The 22248-nt window shown below is 67.8% G+C and carries 23 protein-coding genes; 7 read left to right on the forward strand and 16 right to left on the reverse strand.

Going from position 1 to position 22248, the window contains the following annotated elements; genetic code table 11:
* Nucleotides 1-26 precede the first annotated feature (26 nt).
* Nucleotides 27-749, reverse strand: a complete 723-nt coding sequence (locus FFI87_RS00230) for an LrgB family protein (RefSeq protein WP_012362725.1) — start codon at nt 747-749, stop codon at nt 27-29.
* 13 nt (nt 750-762) lie between these two features.
* Entirely contained in the window at nt 763-1242 is a 480-nt protein-coding gene (locus FFI87_RS00235; RefSeq protein WP_138846919.1) for a CidA/LrgA family protein, read from the reverse strand.
* Nucleotides 1243-1382: 140 nt separating this feature from the next.
* Here FFI87_RS00235 and FFI87_RS00240 point away from each other — a divergent pair, with 140 nt between their 5' ends.
* Complete coding sequence (locus FFI87_RS00240; protein ID WP_012362727.1) at nt 1383-2309, forward strand: LysR family transcriptional regulator; 927 nt, start codon at nt 1383-1385, stop codon at nt 2307-2309.
* A 121-nt stretch (nt 2310-2430) separates the two neighbouring features.
* On the opposite strand, the gene FFI87_RS00245 is transcribed toward FFI87_RS00240, so the two are convergent.
* Both FFI87_RS00245 and FFI87_RS00250 read right to left on the reverse strand, forming a co-directional pair.
* The gene (locus FFI87_RS00245; RefSeq protein WP_012362728.1) at nt 2431-3993 is read right to left on the reverse strand and encodes a DHA2 family efflux MFS transporter permease subunit; all 1563 of its coding nucleotides are present in this window, start codon (nt 3991-3993) and stop codon (nt 2431-2433) included.
* Nucleotides 3994-4168: 175 nt separating this feature from the next.
* Nucleotides 4169-4657 carry a MarR family winged helix-turn-helix transcriptional regulator gene (locus FFI87_RS00250; RefSeq protein WP_006750437.1) on the reverse strand — a complete coding sequence of 163 codons (489 nt, stop codon included), beginning with the start codon at nt 4655-4657 and terminating at the stop codon, nt 4169-4171.
* 174 nt (nt 4658-4831) lie between these two features.
* Here FFI87_RS00250 and FFI87_RS00255 point away from each other — a divergent pair, with 174 nt between their 5' ends.
* The 3 genes from FFI87_RS00255 to FFI87_RS34395 all read left to right on the forward strand — a co-directional run bounded on the left by FFI87_RS00255 (nt 4832) and on the right by FFI87_RS34395 (nt 7328).
* The gene (locus FFI87_RS00255; RefSeq protein ID WP_012362729.1) at nt 4832-5116 is read left to right on the forward strand and encodes a multidrug ABC transporter ATPase; all 285 of its coding nucleotides are present in this window, start codon (nt 4832-4834) and stop codon (nt 5114-5116) included.
* Nucleotides 5117-5395: 279 nt separating this feature from the next.
* Nucleotides 5396-6925, forward strand: a complete 1530-nt coding sequence (locus FFI87_RS00260) for an efflux transporter outer membrane subunit (RefSeq protein ID WP_138846918.1) — start codon at nt 5396-5398, stop codon at nt 6923-6925.
* Between the two features lie 244 nt (nt 6926-7169).
* Nucleotides 7170-7328 (forward strand): hypothetical protein, encoded by a 159-nt coding sequence (locus FFI87_RS34395; RefSeq protein WP_012362731.1) that lies wholly within the window; start codon nt 7170-7172, stop codon nt 7326-7328.
* A gap of 164 nt (nt 7329-7492) precedes the next feature.
* Here FFI87_RS34395 and FFI87_RS00265 read toward each other — a convergent pair whose 3' ends face one another.
* The 8 genes from FFI87_RS00265 to gspG are packed head-to-tail and all read right to left on the reverse strand — an operon-like array spanning nt 7493 to nt 13465.
* Nucleotides 7493-8281: a type II secretion system protein N gene (locus FFI87_RS00265; RefSeq protein WP_138848441.1), complete on the reverse strand. Its 789-nt coding sequence runs from the start codon at nt 8279-8281 to the stop codon at nt 7493-7495.
* 31 nt (nt 8282-8312) lie between these two features.
* A complete protein-coding gene (gene gspM / locus FFI87_RS00270) occupies nt 8313-8819 on the reverse strand; it encodes a type II secretion system protein GspM (protein WP_012362733.1) in 507 nt (168 codons plus the stop codon).
* Entirely contained in the window at nt 8816-10186 is a 1371-nt protein-coding gene (gene gspL, locus FFI87_RS00275; protein ID WP_138846917.1) for a type II secretion system protein GspL, read from the reverse strand. The genes gspM and gspL overlap by 4 nt, the downstream gene beginning before the upstream one ends.
* Nucleotides 10187-10210: 24 nt before the next feature.
* Complete coding sequence (gene gspK / locus FFI87_RS00280; protein ID WP_138846916.1) at nt 10211-11332, reverse strand: type II secretion system minor pseudopilin GspK; 1122 nt, start codon at nt 11330-11332, stop codon at nt 10211-10213.
* Between the two features lie 2 nt (nt 11333-11334).
* The gene (locus FFI87_RS00285) at nt 11335-12039 is read right to left on the reverse strand and encodes a type II secretion system protein J (RefSeq protein WP_011655581.1); all 705 of its coding nucleotides are present in this window, start codon (nt 12037-12039) and stop codon (nt 11335-11337) included.
* Complete coding sequence (gene gspI, locus FFI87_RS00290; RefSeq protein WP_081467163.1) at nt 12017-12424, reverse strand: type II secretion system minor pseudopilin GspI; 408 nt, start codon at nt 12422-12424, stop codon at nt 12017-12019. Before gspI ends, FFI87_RS00285 begins: the two co-directional genes overlap by 23 nt.
* The gene (locus FFI87_RS00295) at nt 12421-12969 is read right to left on the reverse strand and encodes a GspH/FimT family pseudopilin (protein ID WP_011655583.1); all 549 of its coding nucleotides are present in this window, start codon (nt 12967-12969) and stop codon (nt 12421-12423) included. Before FFI87_RS00295 ends, gspI begins: the two co-directional genes overlap by 4 nt.
* A gap of 43 nt (nt 12970-13012) precedes the next feature.
* Nucleotides 13013-13465: a type II secretion system major pseudopilin GspG gene (gene gspG, locus FFI87_RS00300; protein WP_006751354.1), complete on the reverse strand. Its 453-nt coding sequence runs from the start codon at nt 13463-13465 to the stop codon at nt 13013-13015.
* A gap of 177 nt (nt 13466-13642) precedes the next feature.
* On the opposite strand from gspG, the gene FFI87_RS00305 reads away from it, so the two are divergent.
* The gene (locus FFI87_RS00305) at nt 13643-14053 is read left to right on the forward strand and encodes a type II secretion system protein N (RefSeq protein ID WP_006751353.1); all 411 of its coding nucleotides are present in this window, start codon (nt 13643-13645) and stop codon (nt 14051-14053) included.
* Nucleotides 14054-14082: 29 nt separating this feature from the next.
* On the opposite strand, the gene gspF is transcribed toward FFI87_RS00305, so the two are convergent.
* Genes gspF through gspD form a run of 3 tightly spaced genes read right to left on the reverse strand, consistent with a single transcriptional unit; the run spans nt 14083 to nt 19137 of the window.
* Nucleotides 14083-15300 (reverse strand): type II secretion system inner membrane protein GspF, encoded by a 1218-nt coding sequence (gspF, locus tag FFI87_RS00310; RefSeq protein ID WP_006751352.1) that lies wholly within the window; start codon nt 15298-15300, stop codon nt 14083-14085.
* Nucleotides 15301-15304: 4 nt separating this feature from the next.
* On the reverse strand, nt 15305-16804 hold the full coding sequence (gspE, locus tag FFI87_RS00315; protein ID WP_012362738.1) for a type II secretion system ATPase GspE: 1500 nt from the start codon (nt 16802-16804) through the stop codon (nt 15305-15307).
* The gene (gspD, locus tag FFI87_RS00320) at nt 16801-19137 is read right to left on the reverse strand and encodes a type II secretion system secretin GspD (protein ID WP_041489732.1); all 2337 of its coding nucleotides are present in this window, start codon (nt 19135-19137) and stop codon (nt 16801-16803) included. The genes gspE and gspD overlap by 4 nt, the downstream gene beginning before the upstream one ends.
* A gap of 369 nt (nt 19138-19506) precedes the next feature.
* Between gspD and FFI87_RS00325 the strand changes: the two genes are divergently transcribed.
* Together FFI87_RS00325 and FFI87_RS00330 are read left to right on the forward strand one after the other, a co-directional pair.
* Complete coding sequence (locus FFI87_RS00325; protein WP_138846915.1) at nt 19507-19956, forward strand: lytic transglycosylase domain-containing protein; 450 nt, start codon at nt 19507-19509, stop codon at nt 19954-19956.
* Nucleotides 19957-20142: 186 nt separating this feature from the next.
* Nucleotides 20143-21453, forward strand: a complete 1311-nt coding sequence (locus FFI87_RS00330; protein WP_138846914.1) for a GTP-binding protein — start codon at nt 20143-20145, stop codon at nt 21451-21453.
* A gap of 135 nt (nt 21454-21588) precedes the next feature.
* On the opposite strand, the gene FFI87_RS00335 is transcribed toward FFI87_RS00330, so the two are convergent.
* The gene (locus FFI87_RS00335) at nt 21589-21867 is read right to left on the reverse strand and encodes an HU family DNA-binding protein (protein WP_006401505.1); all 279 of its coding nucleotides are present in this window, start codon (nt 21865-21867) and stop codon (nt 21589-21591) included.
* Nucleotides 21868-22248: the final 381 nt, after the last annotated feature.

Here is a 22248-nt window from a genome sequence, read left to right on the forward strand (position 1 = left end):
GGCTGCGTCGCCCGCCCGGTGCGGTGTCAGATCGGCAGCAGCGACAGCAGCGGCGCGATCAGCACCATCGCGACGCCCGCGATCATCATCGTGAGGCTCGACACGACGCCTTCCTCGCTGCCGATCTCGCGCGCCTTCGCGGTGCCCACGCCGTGGGCGGCCGCGCCGAACAGCGCGCCGCGCGCGAGCCGCGTGCGCATCGGCACCAGCGCGAGCACGATCTCGCCGAGCAGCATCCCGCAGATGCCGGTCGCGATCACGAAGAGCGCGGTGAGGTCCTTCGGCGCATGGATCTTGTCGGACACGGCGAGCGCGAACGGGGTCGATACCGAGCGCGTCATCAGCGAGCGTTGCAGTTCGGGCGACAGGTGCAGCAGCTTCGCGAGCAGCAGCGACCCGCACACGCCCGCGCCGATCCCGACCGCGACGCCGACCGACAGCGACAGCCAGTGGCGGCGGATCAGTTCGCGATATTCGTAGATCGGCACCGCGAACGCGATCGTCGCCGGGCCGAGCAGCCACATCAGCCAGCGCGTGTCGCGAAAGTAGACGGAATACGGGATGCCCGTCAGCAACACGAGCAGCACCAGCACGCCCGGCACGAACACGAGCGGCGAGAACAACAGCGTCTTCTTGTACGCGTAGAGCCGCTTCGACGCGAAATACAGGACGACCGTCAGCACGAAGCAGCCGACGGAGATCGCCGTATTCACGTGGTCGGCGGACAGGTTGGACAATAGCGCAGGCATCGCGAGCCCCGGCTCAGTGGGCGGACACGGTGGCGAGGCGCGCGCGGCGGCGTTGGGCGAACACGCGCTGCGCGGCCAGCCGGCGTTCGAGCTTCGCGGCGAGGTCGACCGCGACGGCCACCGCGACCATCACGAATGCAGTGCCGGCGAGCATGACCAGCGCGATGCGCCAGCCGTCCTCGCGGAACAGCCCGCCGTACTGGACCGCCGCGACGGCGGCCGGCACGAAGAACAGCAGCATGTCGGACAGCAGCCAGTTCGCGCCGTCCTTGACCCAGGTGGGCGCGACGCGGCCCGAGAACAGCAGCACGAGCAGCACGGCGAGGCCGATCACGCCCGACGGCACCGGCAGACCGACCGCGCGCACGGCCCAGTCGACCGCCATCCACAGCACGCCGAGCGCGGTGGCCTGCAGCACGATCCGGCCCGTGCGCGCGACGTTGCCCGCGGCGGCGGCGGGGCGGGCGGCGGCAGTGGTGGTCGGGTTGGTCATGGCAGGCTCCATACAGATGTTCCGTTGATGGTGTGAGTATAGGGTTTCCCCTAACCATAAATAAAATGACTTGTCTCTATCCTTGTCATTCCAATTCGGAATTCGCTTTGGGTTCGCCGCACCAAACTGGGGAGTAATCGATGGAATTGCGCGCACTGCGGTACTTCGTCGAGGTCGTGCGTCAGCAGAGCTTCACCGCGGCCGCGGACCGGCTGTTCGTCACGCAGCCGACCATCAGCAAGATGGTGAAGGCGCTCGAGGACGAGATCGGCTCGCCGCTGCTGCTGCGCGACGGCCGGCAGATGGTGCTGACCGACGCGGGGCGGATCGTGTTCCAGCGCGGCCAGGACGTGCTCGCCGCGCAGGCGCAGCTGCAGTCGGAGCTGAACGATCTCGGCACGCTCGGGCGCGGGGAGCTGACGATCGGCATTCCGCCGCTCGGCGGATCGCTGTTCACGCCGATCATCGCCGCGTACAAGCAGCGCTATCCGAACATCGAGCTGAAGCTGTTCGAGCAGGGCGCGCGGATGATCGAGGCGGCGCTGATGTCGGGCGAACTGGAACTTGGCGGGCTGCTGGAGCCGGTCGATCCCGGCACGTTCGAGCGGCTGCCGATGGTGCGTGCGCCGCTATGGCTCGTCGCGCCGCGCGAGTCGCGCTGGGAGGATGACGCGGCCGTGCCGCTCGCCGATCTCGCGCGCGAGTCGTTCGTGTTCTATGCGGAAAGCCTCGCGCTGCACGATGCGGTGCTCGACGCGTGCCGGCAGGCCGGCTTCACGCCGTCGATCGTGAGCCGCAGCGGTCATTGGGACTTCATGGCCGCGCTGGTGCACGCGGGCGTCGGGATTGCGCTGTTGCCGGAGCCGTACTGCCGGCGGCTCGATGCGCGGCAGTTCACGTGCCGGCCGATCGTCGAGCCGGAGATCACGTGGGCGATCGCGCTCGGCTGGCTGAAGAAGGGCTACCTGTCGCACGCGGCGCGGGCCTGGCTCGACGTCGCGCGGGCGACGCTGCCGATCGCGTCGGGCGACGATCTGGCCTTCGGGGGATTGCGGGCGCGGGAGTGAGGCCGGGGCGATGCCCGGCGGAATCAGACGTGCTGAATCGGGCCGGGATAGCAGGCATTCTCCAATTGAACCAAGCTCAAATCTCTCGCTGGCTTCGCTCAATTGGCCCATCCCGCCGCCCTCAATGCCCCATCGCCGGCCCCGCGCCCTTCCGCGGCTTCGTGATCCACACCAGCGCCGCGAGCGCGATGAACACGCCGGCCGACAGGTGGAAGAAGTCGTTGGTCGCCATCATGAAGCCCTGCTGCGTGACGAGCTGGTTGAGCTGCGCATTGGCCGTCTGCCCGACGATCCCGAGCTGCGCGAGCGCGCCCTGATAGTCGGTCGTATTCTGCGCGTAGACGCTCACCGATTCCGACAGCCGCGCGTGGTGGTAGATCGCATCGTTTTCCCAGAACGTCGAGCTGGCCGCGGTGCCGATCGCGCCGGACAGCGTGCGCAGGAAGTTCGACAGCCCCGACGCGCTCGCGAGCCGCTCGTCGGATATGCTCGACAGCGTGATCGTCGTCATCGGCACGAAGAAACACGCGACGCCGATCCCCTGCACGAGCCGCGGCAGGATCACGTGATTGAACGGCACGTCCAGCGTGAACGTCGAATTCCAGACCGACACGCCTGCGAACACGATGAACGCGAAGCTCGCGACCATCCGCAGATCGAGCCGGTGCATGTTGCGCCCGATCAGCGGCGACAGCACGAGCGCGAGCAGGCCGACCGGTGCGGTCGCGAGGCCGGCCTTGCCGGCCGTGTAGCCCATCACCGTCTGCAGCCACAGCGGGAAGATCACGACCGAGCCGAAGAACGCCATGAAGCCGAACGAGATGATCATCGCGCCCAGCGCGAAGTTGCGGTCCTTGAACAGCGACAGGTCGACCACCGGTTCCTTCTCGGTCGCCTCCCACACGAGCATGAACGCGAGCGACACGACCGCGATCAGCGCGAGCGCGACGATGAAGGTCGAGTTGAACCAGTCGCGGTCCTTGCCGAGGTCGAGCATCATCTGCAGGCACGACACGCCGATCACGAGCAGCGCGAGGCCGACCGCGTCGATCCGCTGCCGGCTCGTCTTCGTTTCGCGGCCGCGCAGCAGGAAGTACGCGCAGGCCGCCGAGAAGATGCCGATCGGCAGGTTGATGTAGAAGATCCACGGCCACGTGTAGTTGTCGCTGATCCAGCCGCCCAGCAACGGGCCGAAGATCGGCGCGACGATCACCGTCATCGCCCATAGCCCGAGCGCGAGCCCGCGCTTCGCCGGCGGGTAGCTGCGCATCAGGATCGTCTGCGACAGCGGCACCATCGGGCCCGACACGAGGCCCTGCAGCAGCCGGAACGCGATCAGCGTCTCGAAGTTCGACGCGAGGCCGCACAGCGCCGACGCGATCGTGAACGCGAGCACCGACAGCGTGAACAGGCGCACCTCGCCGACCCGCCGTGCGAGCCAGCCGGTCAGCGGCACCGCGATCGCGGACGCGACCGAATACGACGAGATCACCCACGTGCCTTCGCTCGTCGCGACGCCGAGGCTGCCCGAGATGGTCGGCACCGCGACGTTCGCGATCGACGTGTCGAGCACTTCCATGAAGGTGCCGAGCGCGAGCCCGACGGTGAGGAGCGCGAGCGCGCCGCCGGTGAGCGGCGCGGGTTCGGCGGCAGGTGGCGCGGCGGATGCCGTGGTGGCGGACATCGGAATCTCCTAGACGCGGCGCGCGCGACGCGCCGGCACAATGCACGGGCGCGCGATACCGCGCGGCCCGGCCGGGTGGAACGGGTGAGGGGAGAGACGGAGCATGTGTCTTGTCATCTTCTGCCCAGACAGATAAATAAGCGAATGCTTAACCTAGACATCGGGCCTCCCGCGCTCAGCAGTCCGGTTCGTCGGGTTTCGGGCAGCCGGCGTCGCCGGGCCCGTTGGCGATGAACCGCTGCAGCAGGCCGGTGAGCGTCGCGAGTTCGTCGGCCGAGAAGCCGGCGAGCTGCGCGTTCAGCGCGGTCGCGATCAGCGACGGCAGCGCGCGGGCCGCCTCGGCGCCGCGCTCGGTCAGCGTCAGCTCGATCATCCGGCGGTCCTGCTCGCTGCGCGAGCGCGCGACCAGGCCCTTGCGCTCGAGACGGTCGAGCATCCGCGTCATCGAGCCGCTGTCATACGACATCTTGCGCGACAGCTCGAACGGCGTGCGCGCATAGCCGCGAGACAGCAGCAGGATCACGCCGATCTGCTGCGCGGTGAGGTCGTGCGGCTCGAGCGCGCGGTCCATTCGCTCGACGAGCGCCTGCCGGGCCTTGGTCAGGTAATAACCGAGGCTCGTTTCCAGCGCGATGGTGTCGGGATCGTAGAGGCCGCCGTTCATGCGATTGCGCACGCAGCAACAGTGCGTTTCAGGTCAAAACGCGCCCAGTATCTTGAAAAATGATTGCTTAGTCAATATTATTTCAGTCAACCAGTTACGACGTGCATGTTGCACTGCCGGAGACGATGTTCTGACCGCTTTGCCCGCGTTGCCGGGCCCCCGAGGATGTTCGCGATGCTGTTCCTGAAAAATGCCGCCGGCGCGCTGCGCCGCAACCTGACCGATACCGCTCATCATGTGTTCTCCGGCCCGCACCGCGGCTGGAAGATCGCGCTGTACGTGACGATGCTGGTGGTACCGGGCGGATCGCTCGCGGCGCTCGGGTTCGCATGGCTCGATCATCGCCGGCAGCGCAACGCGAAGGAGGCCACCCGCCGCACGGGCCAGCCTGCGGCAACGGAGCCGTCGACATGGCGGTCCGCCGCCGATCCCGTCCCGGTGCCCGTGCGCTGCCACTGAAGCCGCGCCGCTTTCGCCGTCCCGACTGAACGCCGGCCCGGCACCCCTCCGCGGCCCGGTGTGGTCCGCGACGCATCTCCTGCCTGTCTGGTCCGCAAGCAGTCCGTAATGGCCGGTAAACCGGCCGGCCGCGCCGGTAACACATGCGTGCCGCCGCGCGCCGTACCCTTAGGGCTGCGCGGCTTTCCCGCCGTCAGTTACCATTTGTCCGCCAGCGGCACAACGACCGCATCGCGCGGCGCCGCTCGCCGGCCGTCGCGCACAGACAGGAAAACCACGATGCCGTACGCCCCCCTCCCGCGCGCCTTTCGCCCGCTGAGCGCCGCCGTCGCCGTTGCGACGGCCGTGCTGCTCGCCGGCTGCGCCGTCGGGCCCGACTATCACCGGCCCGACACGTCGATCCCCGCCGCCTTCAAGGAAGCGCCGGCCGGCTGGAAGGTCGCGCAGCCGGCCGACCGGGCCGACCGCGGCCCGTGGTGGACCGTCTACGACGATCCGCAGCTCGACGCGCTGATCAGCAAGCTCAACGCATCGAACCAGACCATCGCGCAATCGGCCGCCGCGTACCGGCAGGCCCGCGCGCTCGTCGCCGAAGCGCGCGCCGCATATTTCCCGACCGTCGGGCTGACCGCGTCGGGCTCGCGCGCACGCTCGGGGCGCACGTCCACGTCGTCGAGCGCGTCGGGCTTCGGCAGCAGTTCGTCGATCAGCAACAGCTACAGCGTCGGCCTCGATGCGAGCTGGGAGCCCGACCTGTGGGGCAAGGTGAGCCGCAGCGTCAGCGCGCAGCGCGCCGGCGAAGCGGCCGCCGCGGCCGATCTCGCGAATGCGCGGCTGTCGCAGCAGGCGCTGCTCGCGCAGACCTACTTCCAGCTGCGCACGTCCGATGCGCTGCAGAGGCTGCTCGATGACACCGTGAAGTCGTACGGCGACTCGCTGAAGCTCACGCAGAACCAGTACGCGCAGGGCGTCGCCGCGCGCGCGGACGTGATCCAGGCGCAGACGCAGCTGCAGAGCGCGCAGGCCGCGGCGATCGACAACGGCGTCGCGCGCGCGCAGTACGAGCATGCGATCGCGACGCTGATCGGCGAACCGGCATCGACGTTCTCGCTGCCGCCGAACCCGCTCACGGCGCAACCGCCGATCACGCCGGTCGACGTGCCGTCCGCGCTGCTCGAGCGCCGGCCCGACATCGCGGCGGCAGAGCGCCGCGCGGCTTCCGCGAACGAGCAGATCGGCGTGGCGATCGCCGCGTTCTTCCCGACGCTCACGCTGTCGGCCACCGGCGGCTTCCAGAGCTCGGTGTGGTCGCAACTGTTCACGCTGCCCGCGCGGTTCTGGACGGTCGGCCCGCAGCTCGCGGCGACGCTGTTCGACGCCGGCCTGCGTGCCGCGCAGACCGATGCCGCCCGCGCGACCTACGACCAGGACGTCGCCGCATATCGTCTCGCGGTGCTCACCGCGTTCCAGGACGTCGAGGACAACCTCGCGTCGCAGCGCATCCTCGCGCAGGAAGTCGACGTGCAGCGGCAGGCCGTCGACAGCGCCGAGCACGCGCTCGCGATCGTCACGAACCAGTACAAGGCCGGCACGGTCGCCTACCTGAACGTGCTGAGCGCGCAGACCACCGCGTTTACCGCGCAGCAGAAGCTCGCGACGATCGCCGGCCAGCGGATGGTGTCGTCGGTCGGGCTCGTGAAGGCGCTGGGCGGCGGCTGGGATGCGTCGGACATGGCGCGTGAAACGGGCGACACGGCGGCGCCGGTGCCGGCGAGCAGCGCGGCGACCACACCGGTCGCACTGAAATGAAAATCGCGCTCCATTGAACGACTGCATGCCATATCGCTTACCGAAAGGATAAGGAAAATGGCAGTTTTCGTTCACGTCCTAAAAATCGATAATCGAATTATAAAAAAACGACATAAATTTTGATTTTTTGTATTTTCAAAATTATCTCAAAATAAAGTCGTTGAACTTATTAATGTATCGTATTACAAATTCATTGCATCATCATCGTGATGCGAATTCACCATTAACAAGGAAACGACAGAAAATGATCGCAAATATCGGAGAAAAATGCCCGCAGGGCGGTACGTGGCATCCTGTTGGAAACCCGAGTGACACACGCTCCATCGGTATCGGCAATATCATGCCGCCCACGCCCAACGGCGAGCCGCACTGGGTTCTGAAAACGCCGACCGGCGACAAGTAAGTTGCATGGGCCGGCTTTGCCGGCCCTTCGTTCATTGGCTGGCGCCTTGCTATCTGATTCGATGGAATGCTCGGCGTATTGCGCCCAGGCCAGCCAGACGCAATTTCAGTGAAAATCATTCCGGCCAATCACACATTTGCGTTGTATTCGAGCGTACCGCGCGTTCAGCGCGTCGCGTCGCCGAAGATCAGCGACACCTGGTTGTTGCCGATCGGACGGCCGAGCAGGTTCAGCAGCCCCGCGAGGTTCGCCTGTTGCTCGGGCGCCGCGTGCGCGGTGCCGCGAAACGATCCGCGGCCGGGGCCGAAGCTGCCGTGCCCGTCGAGGAACAGCGGGCCCTGCGTCGTCGACAGGTCGAGATCGGCGTCCGCCCCCTTCGCCTGCAGCACCGCACGGTACGACCCGAGCGGCTTCACGCGAGACACGCGCGAACTCATCGAATCGATCGTCACCGTCAGCTGGCCGAACGCGTTGTTGCCGATCATCCGCCAGTCGGTCCAGCCGAGCCGCACGTCGCCCTGCAGGTCGAGCGTGTTGAACGGCGTGCCGAGGCCCGCGAGCAGCGACGCCGGCACGGCCATCGAGCCCGCCGACAGCACCGCGCCGCGCCACGTCGCGTCGAGCGTGACGGCGTCGGGCATCGCGTCGGTCTGCCGCATATGCATCTGCACGCGCCCGGTCAGCAGCGGCCAGAAGCGCGTGGTCCACTGGACCCGGCCGGGCAGCAGCGTCGCCGCGCTCTGGTCCGCGCCCGGCGCGAGCATCAGCGTGCCCGAACCGTGCCACAGCGAGCCTTCCGGATCGACGAGGTTCACGTGAGCGCCGGTCGCGCGCGCGACTTGCGGCGCGATCCACGCGGCCGGCGCGAGCGCGACGAGCGTCAGCGCCGTCGCGAGCCCGCCTGCCACCGCCCACGGCACCGCGGCGGCAAGCCGCCTGATTCCTGGCCTCATCGGCCGACCGTCGCTGGTTTCATCCACTGCGTCATTTCTGCGTCGAGGGTTGCATCACGGCCGTCAGGTCGACCTGGCCGTCTTCCTTCAGCCCGGTCACGTGCGCTTCGCCGACCTGCACCTTGAACTGCCTGCGCGCGTCGTCGAGCCACTGCGTCCACACCGGGAACGGCACGTTCTTCAACTGGATCTGCACGCCGTTGCCGACCACCTGCACCTGCGCGCCCTGCAGCCCGTGATCGGACAGCGACGCGGTGAGCGCATCCTTCAGCGCGAGGCCGGTCGGCGCGACGCCTTGCGCGGCGGCCGTCAGCGATTTCGCCTCGTTGGCCTGCGCGGTCATCTGCGCGAGCTCGCTGCGCATCGTCGGCAGTTCGCGCCGGATGCGCGCGCGGCCTTCCTGCGCGGGCGACCACAGCACCGAATACGCGATCGCGACGGCCAGCACGGCACCGCCCCAGCCGAGCAGCGTCCGCTCGCGCTGCGAGCGCTCGCCCCAGAACTGGGCCAGCGTCTGGTTCAGTTGTTCGGTCTTCATGGGCGGCTCCGGATGGTCCATTTGCCGGTGCTGCTGTCGACTTCGCCAGCGAGCCCGTTGCGCGCGAGACGCTGCGGGAAATCGGGGTCGACCTTGACCTCCGGCTTGAAGCCGACGTCGAGCCGCCGGTCGTGATAATCGAGCGACGCGATTCCGTTGAGCGGCAGCGCGCCCATCGAACGCGACAGCCCGCTCGACAGCGCGAGGAAGTCGTTCGGCGACAGCTCGCCCGCGGCGAGGCGCAACTGGTCGAGCTGGCGCTGCATCTGCGCGGGCGGATCGAGCACCGTCGTGGTCTTCGGGAAGGCGGACAGCAGCGTCTCGGTGATCTGCGCGGACAGCGCATCGCGCTCGCGCGACAGCTTCCACCAGTGCAGGTTCATCCCGATCACCGCGACGCCGAGCGTTGCCGCGACGAGCACGATCGGCACGCGCAGGCGCTTCATCGTCGCGCGGTCGAAGCGCCACGGCTGCGACTCGAATTCGAACTGGCACAGATCGAAGCGCTCGGCGAGCGCACGCCGCGCGAACGTGTCGAACGGCAGCGGCTGCGCACCTGGCAGCAGCGGGCCGTCGGTGCGGCCGACCGACGCGAGCCGCGGCTCCGCGCCCGGCTCGCCGAGTTCGTACAGTTCGACGTCGCCGCCGCCCGCGAGCGCGGCCAGCGTGCCGGCGGCCCGCGACGCGGGCGCCGCGAAACCCTCGCCGAGCGCGCCGCGTGCGATCGCGAGTTCGAGACGCGGCGCACCGGCCGCGACCGGCAGCGCGCCGGCTTCGACGAGCGCCGGTTCGACCGTGGTTGCCAGCCCGAGCACCGCGGCCACGGCCGTCGGGCGGGCGGCCGGTGCGGTCGCGAGCGTGATCGCGTCGGCCTTGGCGGCCTCACCGTCGACAGGCGCGTCGAGCGGCGCTTGCGCCGGCTCACGCGGCGCCGGCAGGCAGCGCGTCGCGGGTACCGCGCTCAGGCGCCGGTGGCCGGCCGCGGCGAACGCGTCGCAGATCGTACGGAACCACGCACGGTCGACGACGGCCAGCACGCGGCGGCCATCGGGCAGCGCGACCGGGTCGAGCGCGATATGGCAGCCGAGCGGATCCTGGATCAGCTGATCCTCGACGATGTTGGGCAGCGCCTGGCGCAGCTTCGGCCCCTTGAGCGGCGGCACGGTCGCGGCCAGCAGCAGCACGTCGCGCGCGGCGACGATCAGCCGCGTCTCGTTCGCGCGCGGCAGCAGCGCGAGCGCGGCGTGGCCCGCGCGCTGCACCTGGCCGGCCTTGTCCACGAGCGTGAACGGCAGCTCGGGCCACTGCCATTCCTGCAACGGCACGGCCGGCTCGCGCGGCGGCAAAGAAACAATCAGCGTGCTCAAGAGCTCCTCTCCCGGATGGCGTCGTTATAGCTGGTCGCGGATGCGCACGACCCGCGTCGAGTGCGTGGTCGGATCACGATACACGAGCGAGGTGCGATCCACCTCCGCGCGATCGTGCTGGATCCGGCCATGCACGATGAAATAGCTGGAATTGACGTCGACGAGGCTCGAGTCGATCGTCACGTTCGGCGCGCCGGCACCGCGCAGCGCGAGCTGCACGTCGCCGACGTTGCGGAAGAACACGGTCTCGCGGCGCGACACGAGCGCCTGCGCGGACGACACGCTCATCCCCGGCACCAGCGCCGCGATCACCTCGGCCGGCGCGGTGTTCATGTTCACCGGCGTGGTGGTCGGCAGCACGGTGACGAACGGGCGCAGCCGCGCGACCATCTCGGGCGTCACGCCGTCGACGTCGAGCAGGTTGTCGACGCCCGACATCACGAGCGGCGCAGGCCCGCGCTCGCCGTCGGACATCCCCGGCTCGTCGGTGAAGTTGCCGGCCTGCATGTCGCCGCCGGCCACCGGCGCGGTCGCGGCCGTACCGGCGCCGGGCAGCGTCGGTGTCTGGAAGCGCGTCGCCGAATGCATCAGGCCCGCGCGCATCTGCAGCGCGATCCGCTTCGCAAACGCGCCGTCGTAGCCGAGCGTCGTCAGCAGCCGCTGGAACGCCTGCAACTGCATCACGTTGAGCTGCAGCACGCCGGGCGCCGGCGACGACACGAGATTGCGCAGGTTGTACTTCGCCTGCGCGTCCTCGATCGATCCGGACAGGTAGGTGTCTTCGCCGCCGTTGTCGTTCGGCGCGCCGATCCGGCCGAGGAAGTCCGACAGCTTGGTCTTCGCGATCGGCACGGCCCAGATCCCGCCGAGATAGGTGATGCCGGGCGCCGTGTCGCCCTCGGAGCGCAGGATCATGCGCGTCCAGTCGAGCGCGCCGCGCGCGACCCACTGCGCCTGCGCGATCACGCGCTGGTTCTCGATCCGGCGAATCTGCACCTGCTGGCGCCACAACATCCCCGACACGAGGATCGCCGACAGCGCGACGACGAGCAGCGCGGTGATGATCGCCGCGCCGCGCTCGCGGCGGGCATGTGTGCTTGCGGGTGGGCGGGCGGCGAAGCGGGAACGGTGAGGGCGCGCGCGCATCGTCATTCCCCGACGAGGAAGATGCGCGTGACGGGCACGCGCAGCGACGTCGCGCCGATGCTGACCTGCAGCCCCGTCACCGCGCGTGTCGGCGGCGCGTTGCCGATCTGCGGCACCTTCAGCGCATCGTTGTTCTGCGCCAGCGCGTCGTTGGCCGTCTGCAGGTTGGTGGTCCAGCCGACGCGCGGCACGTACAGCTTCGCGTCGATCGCACCGACGCCGCCCATCAGCGCGACCCAGCTCCAGCCGTCGACGCCGCTGTCCTTCAGCACGTCGCGCAAGCGGTTCGCATCGGCGAGCGGCGGCGATGCATAGCGCACGACGCGCCCGCCGGCGATCCGGTAGCGGACCACCTGCAGCCGCGGCGCGGCGCCGGCCAAGTCGAGCGTGCGGACGATCTGCAGCGTATTGCCGGCGACGCCGATCGCCGGCTGGCCGGCTTCGTCGTCGGTCGCGGCGAGCCGCGCGTCGATGCGCATCTGGTCGAACATCTGCGCGAACACGCGCTCGTCTTCCATCGCGGACGCGACCTTGTCGCGGCCGCGCATGATCTGGTCGAGCCCGCGCCACGCGAGGATCGCGACCACCGCGAGGATCGCGATCGCGATCATCAGTTCGATCAGCGTGAAGCCGCGCACGCGGCGCGAGCCGGCGAAACGCATGGGACGGCGCCGCATCGGCGCGTCAGAGCGGACGGCTGGTTTCATTCGCGACCACCGTCACCATTTGCGCGAGCACGCCGGGGTGCCCCGGCATGCTCACCGAAATCTGCACGCGCCGGAACACCGGGTTCGGCGTCGTGCTCACGCGCTGCGTGCAGACCATCTGCACGTTGCCTTGCGAACAATCGAAACTCTGCTCGCCGACCTCCGGCCACGCATGCGTGAGCCGCAGCTGCGCGAGCGCGTTGTCGGCGCTCCAGCCGGCCAGCAGCCGGTGGTGGAGATCGGACGCATTGTTCGCCATCGTGCCGACCGCGCGGATCGACGCGGCGAGCGCGACCGCGATGATCGCGAGCGCGACCAGCACCTCGATCATCGTGAAGCCTCGTGAACCGGAAGCCGGGAAGGGCAGGCGACGACGCATCGTCATTGCACCTCGTACCGGCCGTTGCCGGTGCCGACGATCGTCGCGCTGCCGACCGCCGAATGCAGCGTCACGCGCACCGGCATGTCGACGCTTTCGGTGCCGAACACGACCGTGCTCGCATGCGTGTCGGACCCCGGATAGTCGATTTCGGCGCCCGTGACGCCACCGTCCCAGTCGCGCGGACGCAGCAGGTCGTCGCGCAGCGTGCGCCAGCCGTCGGGCGAACTCACGTCGAAACGAAAGCCGTGCGCGGTCGGCTGCCACGCGATCGGGCGCGCGCGCACCTGCGCTTCGTCGCCGGCCGTCTCGAACAGCAGCGCGATGCGCTGCGCTTCCTCGCGCAGGTCGGTGCGCGGATTGCGCGTGAGCGACAGTGACGCGAGCGACACCAGCAGGCCCGCGATCACGAGCACGACCAGCATCTCGAGCAGCGTGAAGCCGCGTGCACGCGTGCGTGCCGCGGTCACGGCCGCGCCGCGCCGCACGCGGCGGTCGCGGGCAGCGCGGCGAGCGCGAGCGGAGCGCAGGGGCGTGCGAAGGGCGGGCATGAAATGAAGAACGGGGACGATCGTCGGATCGGTCGATGCCGACTTACTGCCACGAACCGATATCGGAATCGTTGCTTTCGCCGCCTTCCTTGCCGTCGGCGCCGTAGCTGAACACGTCGATCTCGCCGTGCACGCCCGGGTTCAGGTACTTGTACCCGTTGCCCCACGGATCGTTCGGCAGGCGCTCGAGATAGCCGCCGTCCTTCCAGTTGTTCGGGATCGGATCGGTGGACGGCTTCTGGATCAGCGCGTTCAGGCCCTGCTCCTGGGTCGGATAGCGGCCGTTGTCGAGACGGTACAGCTTGAGCGCCTGCATGATCGTGCCGATGTCCTGCTTCGCGGCGATACGGCGCGCCTCGTCGGGACGGCTCATGATCTTCGGCACGATCAGTGCCGCCAGGATCCCGAGGATCGCGACCACCACCATGATCTCGATCAGCGTGAAACCGCGCTGACGGCGCACGGCCGCATTACGGCGAGTGATCCACGTTTGCATGACTGACTACCTCTTTCCAAAAAATATCGTCGATTGAGTGACGCACCCGGCGCATCGCGAACGTTTGCCTGACGGCAAGCTTCCGATTCCCCGGGCGCGGAGCACGCATTGTAAGGCGCGCATTGCCGAGGGCTTTCACCCAACGCAAATTTCATATACATCCGTACAATAGCGCGCATGAACGCGCTCTCGATCCGGATCCTCTCCCTCGCCCTCTTCGCGGGTTTGTGCGCGACGGCCACCTACTGGGTCGTCACGCTGTCGGCCCGCGAAGCGCCGCTGCCCGCCGCCGCCGCGCGGTTGCCGATCCGCACCGAGGATGCCGCCGCGCTCTTCGGCGGACAGCTCGACAAGAATCCCGTCCAGGACATCCACCTGTTCGGCATTCTCTCGCTCGGTCGTGGCGGCGCCGCGATCGTCGGTATCGGTGGCGAGCCGCCGCGTGCGGTGTCGCTCGGCGCGGAGCTCACGTCCGGCGCGAAGCTCGCCGAAGTCCGCAGCCGCTCGATCATCATCGACCGCAACGGCGCCCGCGCCGAAGTCCAGCTTCCCGCGAACACGCCGTCTCCCGCGATCTACATGCGTTGAACGGTGCGGCCTGACTTGCGGTCAGGCCGTCACTGCACCATGTTGTTCAGCTCGATGATCGGCAGCATCACGGCCAGCACGATCACGAGCACGATGCCGCCCATTGCGAGGATCAGCAGCGGCTCGAGCAGGCTCGTCAGGAACATCGTGCGCCGCTCGAGCTCGCGCGCCTCGCCTTCCGCCGCGCGGTCGAGCATCGTCGTCACGTCGCCCGTCGCTTCGCCGGAACGGATCAGGTGCACGAGCACCGGCGGGAATGTCTTCACGTTGTTCAGCGCGCGCGACAGCGCGGAGCCTTCGCGCACGCGCACGATCGCATCGTCGATGTTCGCGCGCATCGCGCGGTTCGACAACGTCTCGCCGGCCGCCTGCAGCGCGCGCAGGATCGGCACGCCGGCCGCGGTCAGGATCCCGAGCGTGCTCGCGAAGCGCACCGTGTTGTAGCCGCGCACGAGCTTGCCCGCGAGCGGCGCGGTCAGCACCCAGCGGTCGAACGCGAGCCGCGGCCCGTCGCGCGACAGCGTCGCCTTCACAAACCACACGACGAGCGCGACCGTGATCAGGATCGCCCACCACCAGTGCCGCACGAACTCCGACAGCGCCATCATCACGACCGTGAGAACGGGCAGTTGCTGCTTCGTGCTCGCGAACACGTTGACGACCTGCGGCACGACATAGCTGAGCAGGAACGTGACGATGCCGAACGCGATCAGCGTGACGATCCCCGGATACGTGAACGCCAGCAGGATCTTCTGCTTCAGCGCGTTGCTCTGTTCGATGTAGTCGGCGAGGCGCGACAGCACGATGCCGAGCTTGCCGGTGTGCTCGCCCGCCGCGACGAGCGCGCGGTAGATTTCCGGGAAGTCGCGCGGATGCTGCCCCAGCGCATTCGCGAGCGAATGGCCGCCGAGCACCTCGGCACGGATCGCGGCCATCAGCTCGCGGATGTAGTCGCGTTCGGCCTGCTCGGTCAGCACGCCGAGCGCCTCGTCGAGCGGCAGCCCCGCGATCAGCAGGCTCGCGAGCTGGCGCGTGAGGATCGCCTGCTCGCGCTGCGACAGCTTGCGGCCGAACGCGAGGCGCTGCGAACGCGCGCCGCGGGTCGCACTGGCGGCCGGCTCGACGACGAGCGGCGTGAGCCCCTGCGTGCGCAGCTGGCCGCGCGCGCCGCGCGCACTGTCGGCATCGATCACGCCTTTCTGCGGTCGCCCCGCCGAATCGATGGCTTCGAAACGGAATGCCGGCATCGCGCTATGCGCCTCCCGTCACGCGCAGGACTTCCTCGAGCGACGTCGCGCCAGCCGCGAGCCAGCGCTCGGCGTCGTCGCGCAGCGTGCGCATCCCTTGTGCGCGCCCCGTGGCGAGAATCTCCGCATCGGCCGCGTTGCGGTGGATCAGCGCGCGGATCGAATCGTCGATCAGCAGCAGTTCGTATACGCCGCGCCGGCCCGCATAGCCCGAATGCCCGCACCGGTCGCAGCCGACCGGATGCCACACGGTGCGGCCGTCCTCGTGCCGCTCTTCCTTGCACACAGAGCAGAGCTGGCGCACCAGACGCTGTGCGAGCACGCCGAGCAGCGACGACGCGAGCAGGTACGGCTCGACGCCCATGTCGGTCAGACGCGTGACCGCCGAGGCCGCGTCGTTGGTGTGCAGCGTCGCGAGCACGAGGTGGCCCGTGAGCGATGCCTGCACCGCGATCTGCGCGGTTTCGAGGTCGCGGATTTCGCCGATCATGATCACGTCCGGATCCTGGCGCAGAATCGAACGCAGCGCACGGGCAAAGGTCATCCCGATCCGCTCGTTCACCTGCGTCTGGCCGATGCCGGACAGGTCGTATTCGATCGGATCCTCGACGGTCATGATGTTGGTCGTCGCCGTTTCGAGCCGCGACATCGACGCATACAGCGTGGTCGTCTTGCCCGAGCCGGTCGGGCCCGTGACCAGCACGATCCCGTGCGGGCGGCCGATCAGCTTGTCGAACTGGACGAGCGTGTCGCGGCCCATCCCGAGTGCTTCGAGGTTCAGGCGCTGCGCATCCTTTTCCAGCAGACGGAGCACCGCGCGCTCGCCGTGCCCGGTCGGCAGCGTCGACACCCGCACGTCGACCGGCCGGCCGCCGACGCGCAGCGTGATGCGGCCGTCCTGCGGCAGGCGTTTCTCGGCGATGTCGAGCTGCGCCATGATCTTGATCCGCGAGATCAGCGCGCCGTGCAGCGCCTTCTTCGGCCGCACGACGTCGCGCAGCGTGCCGTCGACGCGAAACCGCACGACCGACGCATTCTCGAACGGCTCGATGTGAATGTCCGACGCCTGTTCGCGCGCCGCTTGCGTGAGCAGCGCGTTGATCATCCGGATGATCGGCGCGTCGTCTTCCGATTCGAGCAGATCCTCGACTTCGGGGATGTCCTGCATCAGTCGCGACAGGTCGACTTCGCCTTCGACCTCGCCGACGACCTGCGCGGCGCTGCCGTCCTGGCGCGCGTACGCCTGGTTGATCGCCTGCGCGAGCTCGTCGGCCGGCACGCGGTGCACGGAAATCGAGCCGAAGTTGCGCGCGATTTCGGCGAGCGCCGCGTCGTTCGTGCGCTCGCTGATCCACACCTCGAGCGTGTCGTCGAGCTGGTGCGCGATCAGCACCTGGCCGCTCTTCGCGAAGCCGTACGGCAACAGGCGCGCGGCGAGCGGCGACGGCGGCTGCCGTTCGCCCGGCGCGCCGTCCTGGGTCGAGGACGCGAGCACGTTGCTCACTGCGAGGCTCCCGGTGTGGCGGTCAGCGGTTGCTGCGGCACCGACTGCTGCGGCACGCTCTGCGGCTGCACCGGTTCGGGCGCGGGCACCGGGGCCGGCGCGGGAACGGGCGCGACCTGGCGCTGCAGCTGCTGGCGACGCATCTTGTCGAGGTCGAACAGGTTCCCGGCGGGCGTGCCGCCCTGGCTCGGGCCGAGCGGCATCGGCGGGACGACCGGATCGTCCTTGTCGCGGATCACGTTGTTGTCCGACTTGTACGCGCCGGTCACGCCCTGGATGTAGTCGTAGCGGTTGGCCGTGACTTCCTGCGCGGTGCTGCGATCGGAGATGATCACCGGGCGCAGGAACACCATCAGGTTGGTCTTCTGGCGCTGCTTCGATTCCGAACGGAACAGCTGGCCGATCCACGGGATGTCGCCGAGCAGCGGCACCTTGCTGTTCGACACTTGGTAGTTATCCTGCATCAAGCCACCGAGCACGATGATCTCGCCGTTGTCCGCGAGGATCGTCGACTGGATCGAGCGCTTCGTGAAGGTCGGGCCGGTCTGCGCGTTGGTGGTGCCGCTGACGACCGCCGAATCCTCCGTGTAGAGCTGCAGCTTCAGGATCCCGCCGTCGGTGATCTGCGGCTTCACGTGCAGCGTCAGGCCGACGTCGCGACGGTCGTAGGTGTTGAATGCGTTGCTCGTCGTGCCGCTCGTCAGGTTCGAGTACGAACCGGTCGCGATCGGCACGTTCTGGCCGACGACGATCTTCGCTTCCTCGTTGTCGAGCGTGATCAGGTTCGGCGTCGACAGCACGTTCGCGTCGCTCACGCCCGCGAAATACTGGAGCAGCGCGCCGAGCCCCTGCACGCCGAACATGTTGTGCAGCCAGCCGATGTTGAGGCCCTGGCTCAGGCCCGCGAGATTGGCGGCCAGCCCGGTGGTGGCGGCCGTGCCGCCGCTCGTCAGGTTGACGATGCTGTTGCCCAGGCCGGTGCCGGCCGTGGGTGCCAGGTTCGTGCCGCCGAGGAACTGGCCGCTCGCCACCTGCCACTGGATCCCGAGGTTGCCCTGCGTCGTCGAGTTCAGCTCGACGATCAGCGCCTCGATATAGACCTGCGCACGCCGCGCGTCGAGCTGGTCGATCACCGAACGCAGGTTCCGGTAGACCGGATCGGACGCGGTGATGATCAGCGAATTGGTGGCCGCATCGGCCTGGATCATCCCGCCCGGCTGGTTTTCGTCGCTCTTGTCCTTGTCGCCGCCGAGCAGGCCGCCGCTGCCGACGCCACCGCTGCCCGACGCACCGCTGCCGTAGGCCGACGACGAAGACGAACCGCCGCCGAGGCCGCCGGACGGCAGCGGCGGGGTGCCGGACGTGCCGGTCGAGAAGTTGCCGCTCGCCGACGAGCCGCCGCTCTGGTTGAAGCTGTTCGCATCGTTGGACGACGCCGACGAGCCGCTGTCGTTGCCGCCCTTGCCGAGCATCCCGCGCAGTGTCTTCGCGAGCTTCACCGCATCGGCATTGCGCAACGGCACGACGTGCATGTTGCCGGGCACGCCGCTCGGCGCGTCGAGCTGCTGCACGATGCGCTTCGCCGCCGCGAGGCGCGACGCGCTCGATGCGCGCAGCATCAGAGAATTGGTGCGCGGGTCGGCCGTGACCGACACCTTCAGCGTCGCGTCGCTGTTGCCGATCGCGCCGGGGTCGAGCATCTTCTGCAATTGCGCGGCGAGGTCGATCGCGTTCGCGTTACGCAGCGGTATGACCTGCACCTGCGCGCCCGCGGCGCTGTCGACGCCAGCGATGATCTGCGCGATGCGGCGCACGTTGTCAGCGTAATCGGTGACGACGATCGTGTTGTTCGCCGGGTAGGCGGTGACCGTGTTGTTCGGCGAGATCAGCGGCCGCAGCACCGGCAGCAGGTTGTTCGCCGATTCGTTGTGCAGCTCGAACACCTGCGTGATGACCTGGTCGCCGCGCGCGCGCGGCGCATTGCCGATATAGGTCGGCACGCCCTGCAGCTTCGCGTCGGCCTCGGGCACGACCTTCAGCACGCCGTGATCCTGCACGAGCGCGAAGCCCTGCATGCGCAGCGCCGACTGCAGCGTCTTCAGCGCCTGGTCTTCCGGCACGGACCGTTCCGATACGAGGTTGAGCTGCCCCTTCACGCGGGGGTCGACGATGATGGTCTTGCCGGTTGCGGCGCCGATCGCCTTCGCGACCTGGTCGATATCCGCATTCACGAAATTGAGCGTGACCTGAGCGTAGGCGGCTTGCGAGACGATGATGCCGGCGACGATCAGGGTCGTGGCGACGCGCCGCATAACGAAGCGATTTCTTGTCATGGATGAATGGGTCGATGCCGGCTCAGGGCCACTTCCGGCGGTAGTGCTGGGATCCAAGTCCTAAAGAGGCGACATTAGCAGTTTTTCATGTCCGAAATATCACATTGAGCTGAGGACTGTCTCACATACGACATGGTTCCGGCATACCGTATGCAATATGTAAGATTTCGGCCTCCGCCAGGCATTCCGGCCATCGCGGCCGTTTTGGGATGAACCGACACCGAAATGCGGTATAAACGGGCTGCTGTCTTTCTCGTGTCAATACGTGACGGACTGCCGGTATGATACGGGCGGCGCGTTTCCATCCGTACGAATAACAGGCACGGGTTTTCCCGACCTTTGCGTCATTCCCTTTTCGTTTTCCGCACCATGAACAAACGGTTCGTTTCGATCGCGTTGATCGCCGCCGGCGTGTGGTTCGCCTGCGGAAACGCTCGCGCGGATTGTTTCGACGAGGCCGCCCGATACCAGCAGGTCAATCCGCTGATCCTGCGCGCGATCGCGTGGCAGGAGTCGCGCAACCGGCCCGCCGCGCTGAACAAGAATACGAACGGCTCGGTCGACTACGGCCTGATGCAGATCAATTCGATCCACCTGTCGACGCTGTCGCGGTACGGCATCGGCCGCGACATGCTGATGGAGCCGTGCAAGAACGTCTATATCGCCGCGTGGCATCTGCGCCAGAAAATGAATCGCTACGGCAACACATGGCAGGCGGTCGGCGCCTATCATTCCGAAACGCCGTCGCTGCGCGACAAGTATGCGCGGCAGATCGCCGCAATCCTGGCGCAGTGGAAGCTGCTGCCGCCCGAGCAGTGACCTCGCGCCGCGCCGCGGGCTGACGCCGGGCCGCTCGGCCGGTGCGCGTTTGATGCACAATGCGGGCTCACGCCGCGGTTTCGACCGGCTTCGGGCGACCGGCTCCGGGCGACTGGCCCGCGGCTGTTCGCGCCCCGCCAGGGCCCCACGGCCGCTTTTTCATCTTTTCCGTTGGTGCAAATCGTTATGAATCCGGCAATGAACCAGCCGTTGCCCGTCACCGTGCTGTCCGGTTTCCTCGGCGCCGGCAAGACCACGCTGCTCAATCACATTCTCGCGAATCGTGCGGGCCTGAAAGTCGCCGTGATCGTCAACGATCTTGCGGCGGTCAACATCGATGCGTCGCTCGTGCGCGATGCGCAGGCGCTGTCGCACGTCGAGGAACGCCTCGTCGAGATGTCGAACGGCTGCATCTGCTGCACGCTGCGCGACGATCTGCTCGTCGAGATTCGCAATCTCGCGGCCGACGGCCGCTTCGACGCGATCGTGATCGAATCGACCGGCATCGCGGAGCCGATGCCGATCGCCGAAACCTTCACGTTCGTCGACGACGACGGCGCGTCGCTGTCGAACGTCGCGCGGCTCGACACGCTCGTCACCGTGGTCGACGCCTACAATTTCCTGCGCGACTATGGTTCCGACGACGCGCTCGCGACGCGCGGCATCGCCGCATCGGACGAAGACGATCGCACGCTCGTCGAGTTGCTGATCGAGCAGATCGAATTCTGCGACGTGCTGGTGATCAACAAGGCCGACCTCGTCGGCGCCGACGAACTCGCGCGCCTGCGGCACATCCTTGCGCGGTTCAACCCGCGCGCGCACCAGGTCGTGTCGACGTTCGGCAACGTGCCGCTCGACGAAGTGCTGGACACCGGCCGTTTCGATTTCGACGAAGCCGCGAATGCGCCGGGCTGGCTCGCGTCGCTGGACGACGATCACACGCACTGCGACGATCCCGAGTGCCACGATCCGCATCATGCGCACGTGCACGGCGAAGCCGACGAATTCGGCATCGGCAATTTTGTTTACCGCGCGCGCCGGCCGTTTCATCCGGCGCGACTCTGGGCGCTGCTGCATCAGGAGTGGCCAGGCGTGCTGCGCAGCAAGGGTTTCTTCTGGCTCGCGACCCGCAACGACATCGCGGGTTCGCTGTCGCAGGCGGGCGGCGTGTGCCGGCATGGCCCGGCAGGCCTCTGGTGGGCCGCGCAGGATCGCGCGGAATGGCCGGATGACGACGAACTGCTCGCGGAAATTCGCACCGAGTGGCAGGGGGACCTCGACGATCGCTCGGTGGGCGATCGCCGTCAGGAACTCGTGCTGATCGGTATCGGGCTCGATGCCGACGCATGGCGCGCGAAGCTCGACGCATGCCTGCTCACCGATGCGGAATTCGCACTCGGTGCCGCGCAATGGACCGCGTTCGACGATCCGTTCCCGGCATGGGATGTCGACGCGCACGACGACGAGGATCCCGACGCGCAGATCGTGCACGTGTAACGCGCGGTAAAAAACGGCGCGCGAAAGCTAACCGTTAAATCTTGCAAGAGTTGTGCGGACTGTGGCGAAAATGCCGCGCGCGCCCAACAAAAAACCCGCCGAAAGGCGGGTTTTTTTCCAGGCACAGGCGCTGAATCAACGCTTGTTGACGGCGTCCTTGAACGCCTTGCCAGCCGTGAACTTGACCGTCTTGGCTGCCGGGATCTTGATGGTTTCGCCCGTCTTCGGGTTGCGGCCCGTACGTGCTGCGCGCTTGCCCGAACCGAAGCTGCCGAAGCCGATCAGCTGAACCGCATCACCCTTCGACACGGCCTTCTTGATGACTTCGAGCAGCGTGTCCAGCGTTTCGCCGGTTTGAGCCTTGCTGGCGCCCGTTTGGGCGGCGACGGCGTCGATCAGTTCCTGTTTGTTCATTAAGGTTCCTTTTTCAGGTTAGGTTTGACACGAACAGCGCGAACGCGCCGATTATACGTGCGCGAACCGTGCCATCGAGAGTCAGACTCCGACGACACAGCGCCGAATCCTGGCCCGCGCGACGTGCCGTCCGGCTTGGCCGGCGGCCACCCCGCGGTACGGCGTTGCTATGATAGCGCAGCGCAAACCCAATAACGACAAGGGTTTCAAAGATTTTCATCGGTATTTCGCCGAATGAATCGTCGATTGCCCGTTTTTTGACCTGCGCCAACCGGACAGGATACGCAGCCGCGTCCGCCCGCACGCAACGCCGTTGGATTTTGCCAACGGCGCGCCGGACGCCTCCGCGCAAACCCTTGCCAGGCTTGGCTGCCACGTTTT

Source organism: Burkholderia sp. KBS0801 (assembly GCF_005937855.2).
GTDB classification, from domain to species: domain Bacteria; phylum Pseudomonadota; class Gammaproteobacteria; order Burkholderiales; family Burkholderiaceae; genus Burkholderia; species Burkholderia ambifaria.

Excerpts from the sequence above, each read along its gene's own strand:
- FFI87_RS00335 (WP_006401505.1), bottom strand. The coding sequence starts at position 21,867 with ATGAACAAACAGGAACTGATCGACGCCGTCGCCGCCCAAACGGGCGCC.
- FFI87_RS00255 (WP_012362729.1), top strand. The coding sequence starts at position 4,832 with ATGCTGTTCCTGAAAAATGCCGCCGGCGCGCTGCGCCGCAACCTGACC.
- FFI87_RS00325 (WP_138846915.1), top strand. The coding sequence starts at position 19,507 with ATGAACAAACGGTTCGTTTCGATCGCGTTGATCGCCGCCGGCGTGTGG.
- gspF (WP_006751352.1), bottom strand. The coding sequence starts at position 15,300 with ATGCCGGCATTCCGTTTCGAAGCCATCGATTCGGCGGGGCGACCGCAG.
- FFI87_RS00245 (WP_012362728.1), bottom strand. The coding sequence starts at position 3,993 with ATGTCCGCCACCACGGCATCCGCCGCGCCACCTGCCGCCGAACCCGCG.
- FFI87_RS00235 (WP_138846919.1), bottom strand. The coding sequence starts at position 1,242 with ATGACCAACCCGACCACCACTGCCGCCGCCCGCCCCGCCGCCGCCGCG.
- gspD (WP_041489732.1), bottom strand. The coding sequence starts at position 19,137 with ATGACAAGAAATCGCTTCGTTATGCGGCGCGTCGCCACGACCCTGATC.
- gspM (WP_012362733.1), bottom strand. The coding sequence starts at position 8,819 with ATGAAGACCGAACAACTGAACCAGACGCTGGCCCAGTTCTGGGGCGAG.
- gspK (WP_138846916.1), bottom strand. The coding sequence starts at position 11,332 with ATGCGCGCGCGCCCTCACCGTTCCCGCTTCGCCGCCCGCCCACCCGCA.
- gspI (WP_081467163.1), bottom strand. The coding sequence starts at position 12,424 with ATGACGATGCGTCGTCGCCTGCCCTTCCCGGCTTCCGGTTCACGAGGC.
- FFI87_RS00305 (WP_006751353.1), top strand. The coding sequence starts at position 13,643 with ATGAACGCGCTCTCGATCCGGATCCTCTCCCTCGCCCTCTTCGCGGGT.
- FFI87_RS00260 (WP_138846918.1), top strand. The coding sequence starts at position 5,396 with ATGCCGTACGCCCCCCTCCCGCGCGCCTTTCGCCCGCTGAGCGCCGCC.
- gspG (WP_006751354.1), bottom strand. The coding sequence starts at position 13,465 with ATGCAAACGTGGATCACTCGCCGTAATGCGGCCGTGCGCCGTCAGCGC.
- FFI87_RS00230 (WP_012362725.1), bottom strand. The coding sequence starts at position 749 with ATGCCTGCGCTATTGTCCAACCTGTCCGCCGACCACGTGAATACGGCG.
- FFI87_RS00250 (WP_006750437.1), bottom strand. The coding sequence starts at position 4,657 with ATGAACGGCGGCCTCTACGATCCCGACACCATCGCGCTGGAAACGAGC.
- FFI87_RS00330 (WP_138846914.1), top strand. The coding sequence starts at position 20,143 with ATGAATCCGGCAATGAACCAGCCGTTGCCCGTCACCGTGCTGTCCGGT.
- FFI87_RS00295 (WP_011655583.1), bottom strand. The coding sequence starts at position 12,969 with ATGCCCGCCCTTCGCACGCCCCTGCGCTCCGCTCGCGCTCGCCGCGCT.
- FFI87_RS34395 (WP_012362731.1), top strand. The coding sequence starts at position 7,170 with ATGATCGCAAATATCGGAGAAAAATGCCCGCAGGGCGGTACGTGGCAT.
- FFI87_RS00240 (WP_012362727.1), top strand. The coding sequence starts at position 1,383 with ATGGAATTGCGCGCACTGCGGTACTTCGTCGAGGTCGTGCGTCAGCAG.
- FFI87_RS00285 (WP_011655581.1), bottom strand. The coding sequence starts at position 12,039 with ATGAAACCAGCCGTCCGCTCTGACGCGCCGATGCGGCGCCGTCCCATG.
- FFI87_RS00265 (WP_138848441.1), bottom strand. The coding sequence starts at position 8,281 with ATGAGGCCAGGAATCAGGCGGCTTGCCGCCGCGGTGCCGTGGGCGGTG.